The sequence below is a fragment of the Methanoculleus nereidis genome (assembly GCF_032944295.1).
GTDB lineage: Archaea > Halobacteriota > Methanomicrobia > Methanomicrobiales > Methanoculleaceae > Methanoculleus > Methanoculleus nereidis.
Window position 1 is genome coordinate 798,902 of sequence record NZ_JABFFQ010000001.1, and the last position, 16,242, is coordinate 815,143.

The following is a 16,242-nucleotide window of genomic DNA, read 5'->3' on the forward strand; positions in this document are numbered from 1 at the left end:
TGCTTGCTCCCCGGGTCCCCCTCCCGGCACTTCCACCACCCAGTCGATCCCCACTATGAAAGAACCGCCCTCACACTCAATCACCCCCCGCCCCGGCTCCCCTCAACCGCGTGTAAAACCCCCCCTTCCCCCCTCATCCCCTGCCAAAGCCCGCTCTGGCTCACCCGTTCCCTCACGATCGATCCTCTTAAATATCGTTATCAACGATAATTTTGTTAACGATTATTTCGGTGACATCATGATTACGCTCACGCCTGATGAAGTCAGGGCCCGGTTCGGGCCGTTGTTCTCGATGAAATTCCTCACCATGGTCGACCAGAACGCCGGTCTCGCAGAGATCCGCGAGCATTGCCGGGCCCGGGGGACCATCGAGTGGGATGCGGCGAATCGGGTGCGGGCGAGAGGTGCAATTCAGTCCTGCCACGTCGAGGGCACGACGATGACGATGGTTGCCCGTCTGGGTGTATCCCCCGCGAACTTCGGGGCTGCCGGCCAGGAGATCGGCGGCCAGGCACTCGAGGGGGTCGAGGTTGTCGGGGATGAAGTGGTGACGACCTGGTCCGGGATTGCAGGGGCGGGCGTCGGCGTCGCCGCATGCCTGCCGCAGGCGCCGGGGGTGCTCCGGGCCGAGTACCCCTCCGAAGACGATCTCAAGATCGGCGGCGCCCGGACCTGCCGGGTGCGGATTGTATCGCCGCTCTATGAGAAGGTAACGATCGGGATCGACGACACCGACACCCGTGAGGAGGGTGCCACGTGGGTGCTCGCGCTCAAATGCGCCGAAGCCTGCACAATCCCGGGGGTCGAGTACCTGGACATGCGCCTCGTGCAGCTCAACCCGGCGGTCCCGAAGAAGACCACCAACTGCGTCGGGTCCGCCCTGAACTTCGCCGTCCGCCCGGGAAAGGTGGACGAACTCCTCGAATACGTCCGCGACTTTGTCGAGTCCGAAGCGGTCAGCAACGATACCGGCATCGCCGTCTACCGCGGGATTGCGTTTTCTGAGGAATCACCCTACGCGAAAAGGGTCAAGACCGAACTCCTGACGGTCGACGACGCGGAGGCGGAGGCGGCACGGATGGGTATCCGGTTCATCGACTCGACCGGCCGGAAAGGGCGGATAGGAGCACTGGGCGCCGTTCTCTGGGGGAACAAGGGCGTTGAAGCGGCAGGTCTCTATGGAGAAACTCTCTGACCCGTACACGATACGGTATCCACAGATCGTGGCGGTGGCCGACGAGAGCGCCGGGCAGGTTGAGCTCATCGAGTTCTTCGACTGCACTGGCGGCGCGATGTGGGTCAAGCGCCACTATGCGCAGAGCCCGCTCGTCCGCTCCGTCCGCACCGTGGGGTCGACCAACCGCTACCTCCTCTCGACCGGCAGCGCCGACCTCGCGCTCGAGGGCTCGGTCTTTCCGGCGGGGATCGCCGGTGTAGCCGTCGAAGGGGACGAGATCGCCGTCACCTACCGTGGGCTCGGCGGCGGGGGCGTGGGGGCATCCATCTGCCGCGCCGAAGCTGCGGGTGTCGTCCGGTGCAAGAGCGACCCTGCCGGCGGCGGGCGTCTCGCGGGCTCGACGATCTGGCTCCCCCGGCTTGAGAGGGTGATCGTCGGCATCGACGACACCGATACCCCGGAGGAGGGCGCCACCTGGACGCTGGCCCACAACATCGCACGGGCCGTCGAAGACGCCCGTTCACGCTACCTCTCTCACACCATCGTTCAGCTCTATCCTGTCCCCTACCGGACCAAGAACTGCGTCGCCATTGCCTGCGAGTTCGCCACCTCCGATCCCGTTGGACTGATCCGGCACTACCACGATTACCTGGAAGAGTACACGCTCTCGGACGAGACCGGAATGGCGGTCTGGTGGGGGTTCGATCCTTCGCCGCTCGAAGAGTTCGGCGGACGCGTAAAGCGGGGCGAGGTCTCGCCCGGCGACCTTGCCGCCCTCGACGATCCGCGGCTCTCCATCATCATGGATGGCCGGGGCGCGATCGGAGCGGTTGCGGCGATCCCGTTTGCCACGCGGTATGAGGAGGCACTGGCGTTATGGAATGGGTCCGGCTGAAAGCCCGGCTGCTTGAGGCTGGTTCGGTTCGCCTCTCCGGCGAGCCTGCAGATGAATACGTATCCCGTTCCGCCGCCGGCCCTTCAGCCGGGACATCCGGCTCACTCTTTTTCTCTCCCGTCACCGGTCGGCGTGTCCGGGCCGGCATCGATGAGAAATGTTCTATCGAGGTCGTCCACCGGGGGGGCGGCGAGGCAGACCTCTTCATCGACGACGACGTGGTCTCCGGCCGCCTTGAGCCCGCTGCCCTCCACTGCCCCCGCCAGGCCTACATCACGGTCAGCGGGACATGCATCTTTCGTTGCCGCTACTGCCCGGTGCCGTCTCTCCCCGGTCGGCGGAAGGAGATCGCCGAGATCGTCCGGATGATCGAGAGCGTCGCCGACCGGATCGACGCCATCGCGATCACGAGCGGTGTCGCCTCCTCGATCGAGGAGGAGGAGGCCTACGTCCTCGAGGTCGTTGCAGCCCTCCGCTCCTTCGAGCTACCCATCGGGGTCTCGATCTACCCCTGCCCCGAAACTCCGGCAAGGCTTCACGCTCTCGGCGTCGCCGAGGTAAAATTCAACATCGAGGCAGCGACTCCCGAACTCTTCTCGGAGATGTGTCCCGGCCTCTCCTGGGAGGGAGTCTGGGAGGCGCTCTCGTCCTCCGTCGCGCTCTTCGGGCGGGGCAGGGTCTTCTCGAACGTCATCGTCGGCCTCGGGGAGACCAACAAAGACCTGGAGCGGATCATGGGAGACCTCGCTGCGATCGGGGTCGTCCCGGTCCTCCGCCCCCTCACCCCGGCGGCGTCTCTTGCGGACATGCCCCGGCCGTCCGCCGACCGACTTCTCAGGCTCTGTGAGGTTCACAAGAAGATTCTCCGGCGGGCGGGGCTCGACCCCTGCCGGGCGCTAACGATGTGTGCGGCATGTACCGGGTGCGATCTGGTGCCGGGGAGGGACACATGAAGGGCACCGGGGCGCTCGCACAGGCCCTCCTCCGGTCAGCAGACCGCTGCTATACCGTCCCCGGCTACCCGGTATCGGAGGTTGCCGCCCGGGTCGGGGCCGGAATCACCGTAAACGAGAAGGTTGCCCTCGAGTACGCCCTCGGCGACTCGCTCTCCGGGAGGAGGGCTGCCGTGGTGGTCAAGCACGTCGGCCTCAACGCCTGTGCGGACCCGCTGGTGCACGCCACCGCTCAGGGCCTTCGGGCGGGCGTCGTTATCGTTGCCGGTGACGATGTGCGCGCGGCCGGATCGGACGTCGTGCAGGACTCCCGCTACTACGGCGAGGTGGCCCGGGTCCCGGTGCTGGAACCTGATACCGAGACGCTCGGCCCGGCAGTCGAGGCGGCGTTCGAGGCTTCGGAGACCTTCTCCCGTGTTGCCATTATCAGGGTCACGCCTGACCTCCTGGATGCGGATGTGCCGGACGTCCCCGTTCCCCGGCGGCGTCGGGAGGGAAGCCTCGCGGATCCGGGACTCACGATGGCCGGTCGGGCGCTGACAGCCGACCGCCGGACCGCGGCGATGTTTGTCTGGTCGCGCACCTCGCCGCTGAACCGCGTTACCGGAGGGACGCCGCGCATCGTCACCGCCTACCCGCCCCCTGCGGTGGCCCCGGACGCGCTCGCCTCGATCCCCGAGATCAGCCGCCCGTTCCTCCGGGAGCACCGGCTGCTTACCCCGCCTGAGCCCGCCGGGGAGCCGGAACGGTTCTCCTCCCGCGGGTACTCGCGGACGTTCTGCCGGAACTGCCCGTTCCACTCCGCCCTTGCCATCCTCCGCGAACGCAAACTCCGGGCGGCCTGCGACGCCGGGTGCGCGATCCTCGCGATGAACCCTCCTTATAGCATCGGCGTCGCCACCTACGGCCTCGGCTCGTCGGTTGCCGTGGCTGCGACCGGTCCCGGCGTCGCGCTCACCGGCGACTACGCGCTCCTGCACTCGGGCCTGAACGCCCTCATCGACGTTTACGAACGCAAACTCCCGCTCCTCTGTATCGTCTTTGCGAACAACCGGATGGGGATGACCGGCGGTCACCCCGTCCCTGACATCCTTCGCTACACCGCCTGGGCGGATCCGGTCATCTGCGCTGCAGACGACACCGCGGCGCTTCGCCGGGCCCTTGTTCCTCCTGAGGGCGGGCCCCGGACGGTGGTTATCGAAGGCACCTGCCCAGAAGGTGAGAACCATGAAACCGTGGCATATCGAGATCTGTGATGTAACGCTGCGAGACGGGGAGCAGACTCCCGGCGTCTCGTTTACCCTTGATGAGAAGATGGCGATCGCCCGATCGCTCGACGAGATCGGCGTGGAGGTGATCGAGGCCGGTTTCCCGGTGGTCTCCGCGGCGGAGAAGGAGTGCGTTGCGGCCATCGCCCGGAGTGATCTCGACGCACGGGTCTGCTGCCTGGCACGGGCGCTCAAGCCCGATATCGAGGCGGCGCTCGACTGCGACGTGGACATGGTCAGCATATTCTTTGCGACCTCAGACCTCCACATCCGCCACAAGTACCGCAAGCCCCGCGAAGAGGTGCTCGACGGTGCTCTCGATATGGTGGAGTTCGCCGCCGACCACGGTGTCCAGGTGCGGTTCGCTGCCGAGGACGCCTCGCGGACCGACCCGGCGTTTCTCTCGGAGATGTATGCCCGGGGGGTCGAGCGCGGCGCGAACCTCGTCAGTTTCGCAGATACCGTCGGCTGCCTCACCCCGCTTGAGATCCACGCGGTCGTCTCCCGTCTCCTTGAAGCGGCCCCCCTCCCGCTCTGCATCCACTGCCATAACGATCTCGGGTTCGCGGCGGCCAATACCATCACGGCCGCGGCCGCCGGGGCGTTCCAGCTCCACACCACCGTCAACGGCATCGGCGAGCGTGCCGGCAACGCGGCGCTTGAACAGGTGCTCGTCGCCCTGCGGATGAAGGGCGGCGTCGACCGCTACGACCTCTCCCGCCTGCAGGATATCTCACGCCTGGTCGCCCGGTGCTCAGGCGTGGCCCCGGAGCGTACCCGGCCGGTCGTCGGCGAGAACGCCTTCGCCCACGAGAGCGGGATCCACATCGCTGCTATCCTCTGTGATCCCTTGACCTACGAGTACATCGCCCCGGAGATGGTAGGCAGCGAGCGGCGGTTCATCCTCGGGAAGCATACGGGGAGGCGGGCGCTTGAGCATGTCGCGAAGGCCTATGGGTTCGACCTCTCTGACGGGGAGGCGCGGTGGGTGCTCGAACAGGTCAAGCAAAAGAGTGAGGGGAAGTGCAGCGTCACCCGTGAGGTGCTCTGCACCCTTCTGCGAGCGGCAAAGGAGGGGATCGTCCAGTGAGCACGCTCTCGGAGCAGATCCTCGGCGCGCCGGCGGGGGAGTACGTGGACCGGGAGGTCGATATCGCCTTTGCCCATGACGGGACCGGCGTCCTCGCACGGGAGGCGCTTCGGGAGATGGGGGTGGAGCGGCTCCCGCACCCTGAGCGGCTGCGTCTTATCTTCGACCACATCGTGCCGGCGAATACCGGCACGACGGCGACGCTCCAGGCCGAGCTCCGCGAGTATGCCCGGGTGTCGGGGATCGCGCTCTCGGATGCCGGCGGGGGGATCTGCCACCAGGTGATGAGCGAAGGGGTCGTCCTGCCCGGCACGATTGTCGTGGGCGCTGACTCCCATACCTGCACCCTCGGCGCCTTCGGCGCGTTTGCCACCGGTGTGGGCGCGACCGATATGGCGGCGGTCTGGGCGTCGGGAGCCACGTGGTTCCGTGTCCCGGAGACGATCGCAGTCAACCTCTCCGGCAGGCTCTCCGGCGCCGCGGAACCGAAGGATGTCGCCCTCGCCTACGTTGCGAAACTCGGGATGGAGGGAGCGACTTACCGGGCGCTGGAGTTCGCGGGCGACGGGGCGGCAGGAATATCCATGGACGGGCGGCTGACCCTCTGCAACATGGCGGTCGAGACAGGGGCGAAGACGGGTATGTTCTACGCCGATCCGGTCACCGTCCGCTACCTCGTGGACTACGGGGTTGCGCCCTCGCCCCAGGTGCCGGAGGACTGCTGCTATGAGCGGACCGTTGATATCGATCTCGGCGGCATCGTGCCTCTCGTCGCGGTCCCGCACCGGGTGGACACCGTCAGGGAGGCGGAGGAGGTTGCAGGCACGCACCTCGACCAGGTCTTCGTCGGGACCTGCACGAACGGCCGCTATGAAGACCTTGCCCTGTTCGCCCGCAATGTCCGGGGCAAAAAAGTGGCCGTCCGCACCGTGGTCGTCCCCGCCTCGCGTGCAGTGCTTTCCCGGGCGATTGCCACCGGCGTCCTCGCCGATATCGTGGATGCGGGGTGCATGGTGGCGCCGCCCGGGTGCGGGCCGTGCCTCGGGGCACATGCCGGCGTGCTCGGGGAGGGAGAGGTCTGCCTCTCCACCGCCAACCGGAACTTCAAGAACCGGATGGGCGTGGGCGGCGAAATTTACCTTTCGTCGGTCGCCACCGCCGCAGCGAGCGCCATAGCCGGGGAGATCACCGTGCCGGAGGTGGCATGATGCAAGGAGTTGGGCCGGCGGTCTGTCTCGGGCGCGACATCGACACCGACCTTATCATCGCGGGCCGTTACCTCCGGACGAAAGACCGCTCGGTCTGGGCGGAGCACGCCTTCGAGGATCTGGACCCGGCGCTCGCCGGCCGTCTCAGGGGTTCGGTCATCGTCGCCGGGAGGAACATGGGCTGCGGGTCGTCCCGCGAGCAGGCGGTGGTCGCCCTCCGCGAGGCGGGGGTTGTCGGGGTCGTCGCGGAGTCGTTCGCCCGAATCTTCTTCCGGAACGCCGTCAACGTCGGCCTGCCGGTGATCGAGGCCTCTGTCGCCTGCACCGACGGCGCCCGCATCGCCTTCGACCTCGATGCCGGGTGGGTGGAGGTGGACGGGGAGCGCTATCCTGCCCGCCCGCTCTCCCCAAAGATGGTTGCCATCCTCCGGGCCGGAGGACTGGCCCCCTACTGGAGGTCGTGCTGATGATCTTCCCTCCCCATTGCAAGTTTGTCGGGTCCGTGAACGGCGCCCCGTGTGGCAATAAAGCCTACTTCCTCTCGCGCTACCTGGTTCGGAAGACCGCCGACGGCACAGAGGTCATCGAGGTGAAGACCGATCCGAACGGAACCGGCCTGATGCGGAGCGTCCTCTCGACCCGGGTGCTCGCCGCCGGCGACGATGTCTACCGCTACCCGGATCGCGTGAACGTTCAGGATCGAACATTCTTGGTACAGGAGGCGATGCGGTCCGGGTACCGTTGCACCATATTCACCGGTCACGGCGAGCAGACCACGTTCGTGCTCGATCCGGACCTCTCCGGGTTCCTCCGCATCCACGTCTATGATATCACCCCGCCCCGCCCCCACCTCTCGGCCACGCTTGGTGACCTTGAGAGGACCGGGCTCTTCGGCGACCTCGAGGTCGTCTTCGAGCACCACGTCCGGGATATCCGGGAGATCAAGGCCGATGTTTATCCCTGCCGTGCGGCCGGTTTCCCCCGCACCCTTGATGCGGACCCGCTCCGACCAGGTGACCGCATCGCCGGCTGCCTGACGGCGCGGGAACTGGTGCGGGAGTGTTACGGGGAAGGGGTTAGCGTGGAGAACATCTGCCCCCTCGAGGTTGTGGCGGCCGAGCCTTTCATCGCCCGGTGCTGCCGGAGCGAGCGTGCCGGCATCGGTCTCAGGAACGGCCTGTTCGGCGGTATAGTCCACTGGGGAGCGTCGTCGTGGGAGATCGCGGAGGCGGCAAGACAGGTCGCAACCGCGTGGAGGAGACAGAATGGTGAAGGTCGCGGTCGTTGAAGGCGACGGCATCGGGCACGAAGTCGTTCCGGTCGCCCGCGATATCCTCGCGGCCGTGCGCCCGGATATCGAGTTCTTCGACGTCGAGGTAGGATACGGCCGGTGGGAGCGGACCGGGAGCGCCTGTGGGGAGGGGACGATCGCCGATCTCCGGTCGGCGGACGCCGTCCTCTTCGGAGCCGTCACGACGCCGCCGGATCCCGGCTACCGGAGCGTTCTCCTCCAGATCCGCCACGCGCTCGATCTCTACGCGAATGTCCGCCCAATCCGGGGCGAGGGGGTCGACGTCGTCATCGTCCGGGAGAACACCGAAGGACTCTACTCCGGCATCGAGTGGACCCAGGCCGACCGTGCCTGCACCGTTCGGGTCGTCTCCCGGCGGGGGAGTGCGCGGATAGCCCGATACGCCTGCACCCTCGCGAAGTCCCGCCATCACCTCACTGTCGGCAACAAGGCGAACGTGTTAAAGTCGGACTGCCTCTTCGTCGAGGCCTGCACGACAGAGGCCACCCGGGCGGGAGTTCCCTGCACGCTCTGCTACATTGACGCGCTCTGCCTCGACCTCCTTATGCACCCCGACCGCTACGACGTGGTTGTGACGACCAACATGTTCGGTGACATCCTCTCCGACGCCGCTGCCTACCTGGTGGGGGGGCTTGGGCTACTCCCGAGCGCCAATATCGGAGACCGGCACGCCCTCTTCGAGCCCGTGCACGGGAGCGCTCCCGACATCGCAGGCAAAAACATTGCGAACCCGATCGCGGCCATCAGGAGCGCTGCGATGCTGCTCGAACACCTCGGCGACCCCGCATCCGCGGCGGTTGTGGAGGAGGCCGTCGACCGGGTGCTCCGCGCAGGCATCCGCACTCGCGACCTCGGCGGCGCCGCCGGGACCCGGGAGTTCGGGACGGCGGTGCTTCGCGAGGTCGGGCGGGGGAAGGCCTAAGCGATTTGGGGTCGAGAGTTACGCTATGGTGCTGGTAGGATGCCACGTCTCCATCGCCGGTTCGATCGATCGTGCGGTCGGGCGGGCCCTTGACGCGGGCTGCGATACGTTTCAGATCTTCTCCCGAAACCCCCGCGGCTGGAAGGTAAAAGATCTCGACCCGGACCTGGCCGAGGCCTTCAGGGCGGCGGTGAGTTCGTCGGGCATCGCCCCGGTCGTCGACCACATGCCCTACCTCCCGAACCCGGCCTCGCCCGATGCCGAGATCTACGAAAAATCGGTCGCGGCGCTTGCCGGGGAACTCCGGCGGTGCTCTCTCCTCGGGATACCTTACCTGGTGACCCACCTCGGGCACCACCGCGGCGCCGGGATGGAAGCGGGGCAGGAGCGGGTCGTTGCCGCCATCAACCGGGCGTTTGAAGACGCCGGGGAGAGCGGCGTGATGCTCCTCCTCGAGAACACCGCCGGGGAGAAGAACAGCGTGGGGACGACCGTCGATGACCTCTCGCGGATCATGGACGGGATCAATGCGAAAGAACGAGTCGGAATCTGTTTCGATACCTGCCACGCGTTCGCTGCCGGCTATGACCTCAGGACCCCGGAAGGGGTCGATGCGGTCTTAGGGGAGCTCGATGACCAGATCGATCTATCCCGCCTCCGGGTCGTTCATCTCAACGACTGCAAAGGCGATCTCGGGAGCGGGCTTGACCGGCACGAGCACATCGGGCTCGGTTCTATCGGTGAGGAGGGGTTCCGGCATATCCTCCGCCACCCGGTTGTCCGGAGCCTCCCCCTGATCTGTGAGACGCCGGTGGACGAGCGGCGGGACGATACCGGAAATATCGCGAAGGTCCGTGAACTTGCGGGTGCGTGATCGCCCCGGGACGTTGCTCCGGCGAGATCGTGCTGCCGGGTATGCTGCGCTGGCGCCCGGGGCGGACTATATTTCACAATTTTTATAATAATCTGGCATCCCCTCTCAGTCCGCCTGCATTTATAGTAAGATATTTATATTGGCAATTCTATCCTGCAACGCGCGAACCCTTTATCCTGAGGAGTCCCGGTAATTCTCCGGAATTCCACAGGATCTCCGTTTGTACGCCGGCGGGGGAGTTCCGTTTCCCCGGCGCGCGTACAGACACCATCGTATGGGACGAAGGGGGCGTTCTCATCGTGGTGATACAAGAATGGCTGAATCTAAAGCGCTGATTGTTGCCTGTACCGTCATTGTTATCGGATTGCTGGCATCACCGGCCCTGGCCGGGGAGAGGGCCCCGGGGGATATAATTTCGATCTGTATCGATGGAGGATCGCAGGAGCACCCCGATATCGACGGGAGCACGGTCGTCTGGGAGGACGGCAGGAACGGAAAGTCGATCTACTATTCGAGCAGCCCCGGCAGCGGAGGCCAGAGGGTTGCGGGCGAGGGGACGGGGCAGAGGTACCCGTCCGTCTCGGGGGATTACGTCGTCTGGGAGGAGAACCGGAACATGAGCCCGGATATCTGCTTCTTCGAGATATCGACCGGCGTGACGACGGCGCTCACCGACGACCCGGCCGACCAGTGGATGCCCATCGTTCACGGGGAGCATGTTGTCTGGTACGATGCCCGGGGCGGGAGCACGGATATCTGCCTTTATACTATCGAGACCGGCAGCGAGACCTTCCTCTCCTGCTCGCCGGTGACCGAATGGAAGCCCGCGCTCTCGGAGAGGTATGTCGTCTGGGAGGAGAGCGCCGGGAATGGAGATATCTGGCTGTACGATATCTGGAACGGGGATAAGCAGCCGATTACGCAGGATAACTGGCGGCAGACCTACCCGTCGATATCGGGGAGCCGGATCGTCTGGGAGGACTACCGGAATGGAGCTCCCGACATCTACCTCTTCGATCTCGACAATCCTGCCGCCGGAGAGCAGAGGATCACCGACGACCCTGCCGCTCAGGTCTCCCCCTCGATCGACGGAGACCTCATCGCCTGGGAGGACAAGCGGGAGGGGACCTGGAACGTTTACATCTGCGACCTCTCTCTCGGGAAGGATAAGCAGATGCCGGTCATTCCTTCCGGGATCGAACAGCTCTATCCTGCCGTCAGCGGTGATCGGGTCGTCTGGCAGAACGGCCGTGGCGGGGGTTCGGACATCTACGCCTTCACCTACTTCAGCGGAGGGGCTCCGGTGGCGGAGTTCTCGGCGGACCCAACCGAAGGAGGGGCGGTGCTCATCGTCCGGTTCATCGACCAGTCGGCCGGCGACCCGGACGCCTGGGAATGGGACTTCGGCGACGGGAACATCTCGACCTCGCAGTATATGTGGCACTTCTACGAGGTCCCGGGGAACTACACCGTCTCGCTCACGGTGCATAACGAGTTCGGGTCCGACACCGTCACGAAGACCGATCTCATTCATGTAAGTCCCCCGGAACCGCCGGTTATCAGCTTCCGGGCGGTGCCATTGTCGGGGCCTGCGCCCCTCACAGTCTTGTTTTACGGCGATTCCCCGAACTACGCGACAGCCTGGCTCTGGGACTTCGGTGATGGCGAGACATCGACACACCGGGACACGCGTCACCGTTACGATCGTCCCGGTGTTTACAACGTCTCCCTGACCTGTGACAACGCGGGAGCCAGCGCGACGCACACGGAGTACGGCTACATCACCGTCTATGAGCGACTCGAGGCCTCGTTTTCGGCCGACACCAGGAACGGAACCGCGCCGCTCACCGTCAGGTTCACGGATACCTCCGCCGGTGAGCCTGAAACGTGGGCCTGGGTCTTCGGCGACGGCGGGACTTCTTCGGAGCAGAACCCGGAGCACACCTACGTGAACGCGGGCGCCTATAACGTCACCCTGACCACAGAGAATGCCGCCGGAAGCAGCACGGCGGCAGAGCCCGGGTACATAACCGTTCATTCCCCTACTCCTACTCCAACGCCGACTCCTACTCCAACGCCGACTCCTACTCCAACGCCGACTCCTACTCCGACTCCAACAGTCAACGTGACCCCGACCCCGACTCCGACTCCGACTCCAACGGTCAACGTGACGCCGACACCTACGCCAACGTCCAAACCGACGCAGAAGTCGTCGGGCGGTGGCGGCGGAGGAGGTGGCGGTAGCTCTGCATGGGTCGATCCGGGCTGGAACACGCCGAAACCCAGCCCGACGCCAACTCCGGTGCCGAACACCATCCCTGATGACGCTGGCCCCGGCCGACTGCAGATCGGAGAGGCTGGCCTCGTGGAGCGGGTCGTCCTGCTCGGTTCCGCCGACGATATTGCGACCCTCACGATTGCGGAAGGCGTCAGGGCGGTCGATGCCGCCGGAAACCCACTTCGCGCGGTGACCCTTGTGTCGCTCGATGCAGCCGACGTGCCCGCGGTGCCCGGCGTTGGCGCATACGCGTTTACCGGGTATGCCTGGCTTGCGGGGCCGGAAGGAGCCGCCTTCTCTCCGCCGGTGACTCTCTCGTTCAACTTTACGGAGGAGCAGTGGGATGCCGTCTACAACGGCAGCGGGCTCGTGGTGCAGCGGTACGACCGGTCTATGGGAGCCTGGGAGGAGGTTCCGACCACCGTCCACCCTGAGATCCGGAGTGTTACAGCCGTTGCCTCTCACTTCAACCCATACGCGCTCTTCATCGAAGTGCCCGATGCCAGCGCGGCGCAGGTGGTCGCGGCCGAAACCGGCCCGCAGTCTGGAACCGTGCCGGATCTTCCCTATGCGCACCTCATCCCCGGCCTGCTTGCCCTCATCCTCGTGGGGGCGGGGGCCCTTCTCTACTTCCGGAAGGAGGGGCCCTGAAAAAATGTAAATGAGTGAGGGGTTTACCCTCTCCGCTTCCTTCCCGCGAGCAGGAGGAGGAGCGCCGCCCCGGCGACCACTGTGCCGAATCCCGGTGCCGCCGTTGGGGCCGGTTCCGTCGTCTCTGCGAGGCCGGCCAGCCATGCAACGCTGGTATCGGGCGAGAGGTGCCGGATGCCCGCAAGGGTGTAGCCACCGGGGGCGCTGCTGGCTGCATAGATACCCGTAGCGGGGAAGGTCATGTTCCACTGGATCGTCCCATCTGCATCGATCCCGAGGGCGAAGCCTTCCCCACTCCTGTGATCCGTGCCTGCGATCATGTATCCGCCGGCGGGCTGCAGGGCGACGGCGTACCCGGAGAGCCCCTCCATATTCCTGAGCCAGACCTCCTCTCCTTCTCTGTCGACGAGGCCGTACCAGTAGTTGCCCGAGTAGACGAACCGCCCGTCATCGGTCTCTTCGATGTCATAGACGACCGGGGCCTGGTAATTCTCGTGCCAGAGCGTGTTGCCGTCGGCGTCGAGGCGGATGAGGAAGGCGTCACCGATGTCGTTGTTGAAGGGCGATGTCGTGCCCCCGATAATGTAGCCTCCGTCAGCAGTCACGAACCCTGCGTTTGCGGAGATGCCGGGGAACGTCCGGTTCCAGATGGGCGTTGCGTCACCGTCGGTCTTTGTGATGACTGCCGTCGTATCGTTCGCTGATTCGGGGGGGTCCCAGAGCCACCCGATGACGGCGTAGCCTCCGTCGGCGGTCGGGCGGACGGTTGAGACCTTCTCCCCCGGGAGGACCTGTCGCCACTCCTCATCTCCGGTGGCATCTGTCTTGATCAGGAACGAGGTGCCCTGGGATGTGAGGCTCTGATCAACCACCGTTCTGGACATGGTGTAGGCGCCGACGATGTACCCCCCGTCCCCCGTCTCTGCAACCGAGGCCGGTGCCATGTCGGGTATTCTCACGGTCCATTCTTCGTTCCCCTGACCATCGGTCTTTACGAGCAGCAGGTCTTCCCTGCCCCCGACCATCTGCGTGAGGGTGGAGCCGAGAGCAATGAAACCGCCGTCCGCGGTCGGCGCAACGGCATCGAACTTGCTGATATTCTCCGGCGTGAACGTCACGTTCCAGGCGACCTCCGGAGAGGTCTCGCTCGCAGAGACGACCCCTGCCGGCAGCACCACCACGATGAGCATTGCTGCGAGGATCATCTCCGGGCGCCAGATAGCTCGGTATCCTTTCGTCATGGAATCGATCACTGGTGCGATGCGGCATGCAAAAAGCGTGGTGGTTCATCTCCAGCAATCCATTAATGAACGTGAACTCCCTATAGCTCTAGCACGTGTTGGCGACATTCGACGGAACCTGGGTGCGTCTTAAGGGCGAAGGACGCACACTCTACGAGCAGGGTGGCTACGGGAGGCTGGAGGGGGCCGGCCTCCGGCTCTCCCCCGAAGAGGCGCTCTACCTTATGGAAAGGAGCAAGATCGACGTGAGGGATTTCGACTTTGACACCCTGCTCGGCCTCTTTGCCGGCCAGCCGAACTTTGTCCGCAGGTATCTCGTCTACCGCGACATCCGCGAGCGGGGATACGTTATCCAGCCCGGCCCGCAGGACTTTCGCGTCTTTCGCCGCGGCCACAAGCCCGGCGCGGGGAAGTCCCGGTACCTGATCCGGGTTCTTTCCGAGCGCGACATCGTCGACTTCGACCGGTTAAGCCAGGACGTGGTCGCTGCGGTCAACATGCGCAAGCAGTACCTCCTCGCGGTCGTGGACGACGAGGACGAGCTGACCTACTACGAGGTGCGGGTGCAGGATCTCCCTGCCGTCGAGGAGCCAGCTGGGTGCGAAGCACCGATGGAGGCTTCGCTCTTCGGGACCTACGCGCTGGCTCACCTGCCACCGGGAACCTCGCTCGAGGAGGACTGGTACGGCAAGAGACTGGACTCCCAGAGGCTGCTGCTCCGCCCGGTCGAGTCGATCTATCTCATGCGCAAACGCTGCCTCTCAATCACGCGGGACGGGGAGCCGATGAGTGCAGAGCAGTTCCTCGATGCGGCGGCAGGAAAGGACGTTGAGATCCGTGAAAAAGAACGGGTCTTCTCAGACCTCCGGGAGAAAGGCTACATCCCGAGAACAGGGTACAAGTTCGGCCACCATTTTCGCGTCTACTCCGGGAAGAAGAGCCACTCGGAGATGCTTGTCCACGCCGTTGCGTCCGGAACCTCCACGCCGATGAGCGCCGTCTCCCGCTCGGTCAGGCTTGCTCACAGCGTCAAAAAGAAGATGTTGTTTGCCTGCATATATAACACCGATATCAGATACGTCGAATTCGCCCGAATAAAACTGTGAGCGACAGCACATGCATTCCGAAATGAACCCGTGGTCGAATAACCAGACCGTCGATGTGGATAGACTCTTTGCCGAGTTCGGCATCGAGCCGATCGGTGAGGTCGCACGAAGGCTTCCCGAGGTACCGCAGTTTATGCGCAGGGGTATCGTCGTCGGGCACCGGGATTACAGCCTGGTCGCCGACGCCATCCGGAACAAAACCCCGTTTCACGTGCTGACCGGGTTCATGCCCTCAGGCCTCCCGCATCTCGGGCACCTGATGGTCATGAAGGAGGTCGTCTGGCACGTCCAGCAGGGCGGGAACGGCTACGTCGCCGTCGCCGACCGGGAGGCGCACGCGGTCCGCGGCATCTCGTGGGAGAAGTGCCGCGAGTACGGGAAGGAGTATCTCAAGGCCCTCTACGCCCTGGGATTTGAGGGCACGACCTACTACCAGAGCAAGAACGACCGCTTGAAGGATCTCGCGTTCGAGGCGTCCACGAAGGTGAACTTCTCCGAGATGACGGCGATCTACGGGTTCGGGCCCGATACTTCGCTCTCCCACGCGATGAGCGTCATCACCCAGGTGGCCGACATCCTCTTCCCGCAGCTCGACGCCGGCCCCGCACCAACAATCGTCCCGGTCGGCCTCGACCAGGACCCCCATCTCCGGCTCACCCGGGACGTGGCCTACAAACTCAGGCAGTTCACGGTCGAGGACCGCGGCGACCATATCAGCGTCCGGTCGAAGAACGCTCCCGAAGCAGCTCTCGAGGCCGTACATCGGGCTTTCCCCGGCTCGAAGAAGTACGCGGGCCACGTGGACGTCAGGGGCCTTCCGCTGGACCGGGTCGAGGATGCCGTCCGCGAGATCGAGATCGCTCACGGCGGGTTCGGGTTCTACCTCCCCTCGTCGACCTACCACATCTTCATGCCCGGGCTCCAGGGTGGGAAGATGTCGAGCAGCGCGCCCGAGAGTTCGTTCGGGTTCTACGAGTCCGAAAAGTCGGTCAGGAAGAAGGTCATGGCGGCGAAGACCGGCGGGCGGATGACGCTCGAGGAGCAGAAGCGTCTCGGGGGCGAGCCGGACGCCTGCTCGGTCTACCTCTTGAACCTCTTCCACATGCTCGAGGACGACGTGGAACTCGCCGATCTCGCCCGCCGGTGCGAGAGCGGCGAACTCACCTGCGGGCAGTGCAAGAAAGAGACGCTGGAGCGCGTGAATGCGTTCCTCAAGGATTTACGAGATAGGATGGATGCGGTCGAGCACCTTGCAGAGGAAGTGTGA

At 65.0% G+C, this 16,242-nt stretch carries 14 protein-coding genes; 13 read left to right on the forward strand and 1 reads right to left on the reverse strand.

Features of this window, described 5'->3' with window-relative positions; all coding sequences use genetic code 11:
• The first annotated feature begins 238 nt into the window (after positions 1-238).
• The 11 genes from HL657_RS04220 to HL657_RS04270 all read left to right on the forward strand — a co-directional run bounded on the left by HL657_RS04220 (position 239) and on the right by HL657_RS04270 (position 12,628).
• On the forward strand, positions 239-1,195 hold the full coding sequence (locus HL657_RS04220) for a tRNA(Ile)(2)-agmatinylcytidine synthase (RefSeq protein WP_317295565.1): 957 nt from the start codon (positions 239-241) through the stop codon (positions 1,193-1,195).
• Positions 1,179-2,072 (forward strand): methanogenesis marker protein 11, encoded by an 894-nt coding sequence (mmp11, locus tag HL657_RS04225; RefSeq protein WP_317295566.1) that lies wholly within the window; start codon positions 1,179-1,181, stop codon positions 2,070-2,072. Before HL657_RS04220 ends, mmp11 begins: the two co-directional genes overlap by 17 nt.
• Positions 2,054-3,025: a radical SAM protein gene (locus tag HL657_RS04230; RefSeq protein ID WP_317295567.1), complete on the forward strand. Its 972-nt coding sequence runs from the start codon at positions 2,054-2,056 to the stop codon at positions 3,023-3,025. Before mmp11 ends, HL657_RS04230 begins: the two co-directional genes overlap by 19 nt.
• On the forward strand, positions 3,022-4,281 hold the full coding sequence (locus HL657_RS04235) for a thiamine pyrophosphate-dependent enzyme (RefSeq protein ID WP_317295568.1): 1,260 nt from the start codon (positions 3,022-3,024) through the stop codon (positions 4,279-4,281). Before HL657_RS04230 ends, HL657_RS04235 begins: the two co-directional genes overlap by 4 nt.
• The gene (locus HL657_RS04240) at positions 4,253-5,383 is read left to right on the forward strand and encodes a homocitrate synthase family protein (RefSeq protein WP_317295569.1); all 1,131 of its coding nucleotides are present in this window, start codon (positions 4,253-4,255) and stop codon (positions 5,381-5,383) included. Before HL657_RS04235 ends, HL657_RS04240 begins: the two co-directional genes overlap by 29 nt.
• The gene (locus HL657_RS04245) at positions 5,380-6,591 is read left to right on the forward strand and encodes a 3-isopropylmalate dehydratase large subunit (protein WP_317295570.1); all 1,212 of its coding nucleotides are present in this window, start codon (positions 5,380-5,382) and stop codon (positions 6,589-6,591) included. The genes HL657_RS04240 and HL657_RS04245 overlap by 4 nt, the downstream gene beginning before the upstream one ends.
• The gene (locus tag HL657_RS04250; protein ID WP_317295620.1) at positions 6,591-7,058 is read left to right on the forward strand and encodes a LeuD/DmdB family oxidoreductase small subunit; all 468 of its coding nucleotides are present in this window, start codon (positions 6,591-6,593) and stop codon (positions 7,056-7,058) included. Before HL657_RS04245 ends, HL657_RS04250 begins: the two co-directional genes overlap by 1 nt.
• Complete coding sequence (locus HL657_RS04255) at positions 7,058-7,879, forward strand: DUF7714 family protein (protein ID WP_317295571.1); 822 nt, start codon at positions 7,058-7,060, stop codon at positions 7,877-7,879. Before HL657_RS04250 ends, HL657_RS04255 begins: the two co-directional genes overlap by 1 nt.
• Positions 7,857-8,825: an isocitrate/isopropylmalate dehydrogenase family protein gene (locus HL657_RS04260; RefSeq protein ID WP_317295572.1), complete on the forward strand. Its 969-nt coding sequence runs from the start codon at positions 7,857-7,859 to the stop codon at positions 8,823-8,825. The genes HL657_RS04255 and HL657_RS04260 overlap by 23 nt, the downstream gene beginning before the upstream one ends.
• Before the next feature lie 25 nt (positions 8,826-8,850).
• The gene (locus HL657_RS04265; RefSeq protein ID WP_317295573.1) at positions 8,851-9,699 is read left to right on the forward strand and encodes a deoxyribonuclease IV; all 849 of its coding nucleotides are present in this window, start codon (positions 8,851-8,853) and stop codon (positions 9,697-9,699) included.
• A 313-nt stretch (positions 9,700-10,012) separates the two neighbouring features.
• On the forward strand, positions 10,013-12,628 hold the full coding sequence (locus HL657_RS04270; protein WP_317295574.1) for a PKD domain-containing protein: 2,616 nt from the start codon (positions 10,013-10,015) through the stop codon (positions 12,626-12,628).
• A 23-nt stretch (positions 12,629-12,651) separates the two neighbouring features.
• On the opposite strand, the gene HL657_RS04275 is transcribed toward HL657_RS04270, so the two are convergent.
• On the reverse strand, positions 12,652-13,869 hold the full coding sequence (locus HL657_RS04275; protein WP_317295575.1) for a hypothetical protein: 1,218 nt from the start codon (positions 13,867-13,869) through the stop codon (positions 12,652-12,654).
• A gap of 95 nt (positions 13,870-13,964) precedes the next feature.
• Here HL657_RS04275 and endA point away from each other — a divergent pair, with 95 nt between their 5' ends.
• Both endA and HL657_RS04285 read left to right on the forward strand, forming a co-directional pair.
• The gene (endA, locus tag HL657_RS04280; protein WP_317295576.1) at positions 13,965-14,975 is read left to right on the forward strand and encodes a tRNA-intron lyase; all 1,011 of its coding nucleotides are present in this window, start codon (positions 13,965-13,967) and stop codon (positions 14,973-14,975) included.
• Between the two features lie 10 nt (positions 14,976-14,985).
• Positions 14,986-16,242, forward strand: coding sequence for a tryptophan--tRNA ligase (locus HL657_RS04285; protein ID WP_317295577.1), 1,257 nt, complete (start codon positions 14,986-14,988; stop codon positions 16,240-16,242).

Coding starts and splice junctions, on each gene's coding strand:
- HL657_RS04220 (WP_317295565.1), top strand. CDS start 239: ATGATTACGCTCACGCCTGATGAAGTCAGGGCCCGGTTCGGGCCGTTG.
- mmp11 (WP_317295566.1), top strand. CDS start 1,179: ATGGAGAAACTCTCTGACCCGTACACGATACGGTATCCACAGATCGTG.
- HL657_RS04230 (WP_317295567.1), top strand. CDS start 2,054: ATGGAATGGGTCCGGCTGAAAGCCCGGCTGCTTGAGGCTGGTTCGGTT.
- HL657_RS04235 (WP_317295568.1), top strand. CDS start 3,022: ATGAAGGGCACCGGGGCGCTCGCACAGGCCCTCCTCCGGTCAGCAGAC.
- HL657_RS04240 (WP_317295569.1), top strand. CDS start 4,253: ATGAAACCGTGGCATATCGAGATCTGTGATGTAACGCTGCGAGACGGG.
- HL657_RS04250 (WP_317295620.1), top strand. CDS start 6,591: ATGCAAGGAGTTGGGCCGGCGGTCTGTCTCGGGCGCGACATCGACACC.
- HL657_RS04255 (WP_317295571.1), top strand. CDS start 7,058: ATGATCTTCCCTCCCCATTGCAAGTTTGTCGGGTCCGTGAACGGCGCC.
- HL657_RS04260 (WP_317295572.1), top strand. CDS start 7,857: ATGGTGAAGGTCGCGGTCGTTGAAGGCGACGGCATCGGGCACGAAGTC.
- HL657_RS04265 (WP_317295573.1), top strand. CDS start 8,851: ATGGTGCTGGTAGGATGCCACGTCTCCATCGCCGGTTCGATCGATCGT.
- HL657_RS04270 (WP_317295574.1), top strand. CDS start 10,013: ATGGCTGAATCTAAAGCGCTGATTGTTGCCTGTACCGTCATTGTTATC.
- HL657_RS04275 (WP_317295575.1), bottom strand. CDS start 13,869: ATGACGAAAGGATACCGAGCTATCTGGCGCCCGGAGATGATCCTCGCA.
- HL657_RS04285 (WP_317295577.1), top strand. CDS start 14,986: ATGCATTCCGAAATGAACCCGTGGTCGAATAACCAGACCGTCGATGTG.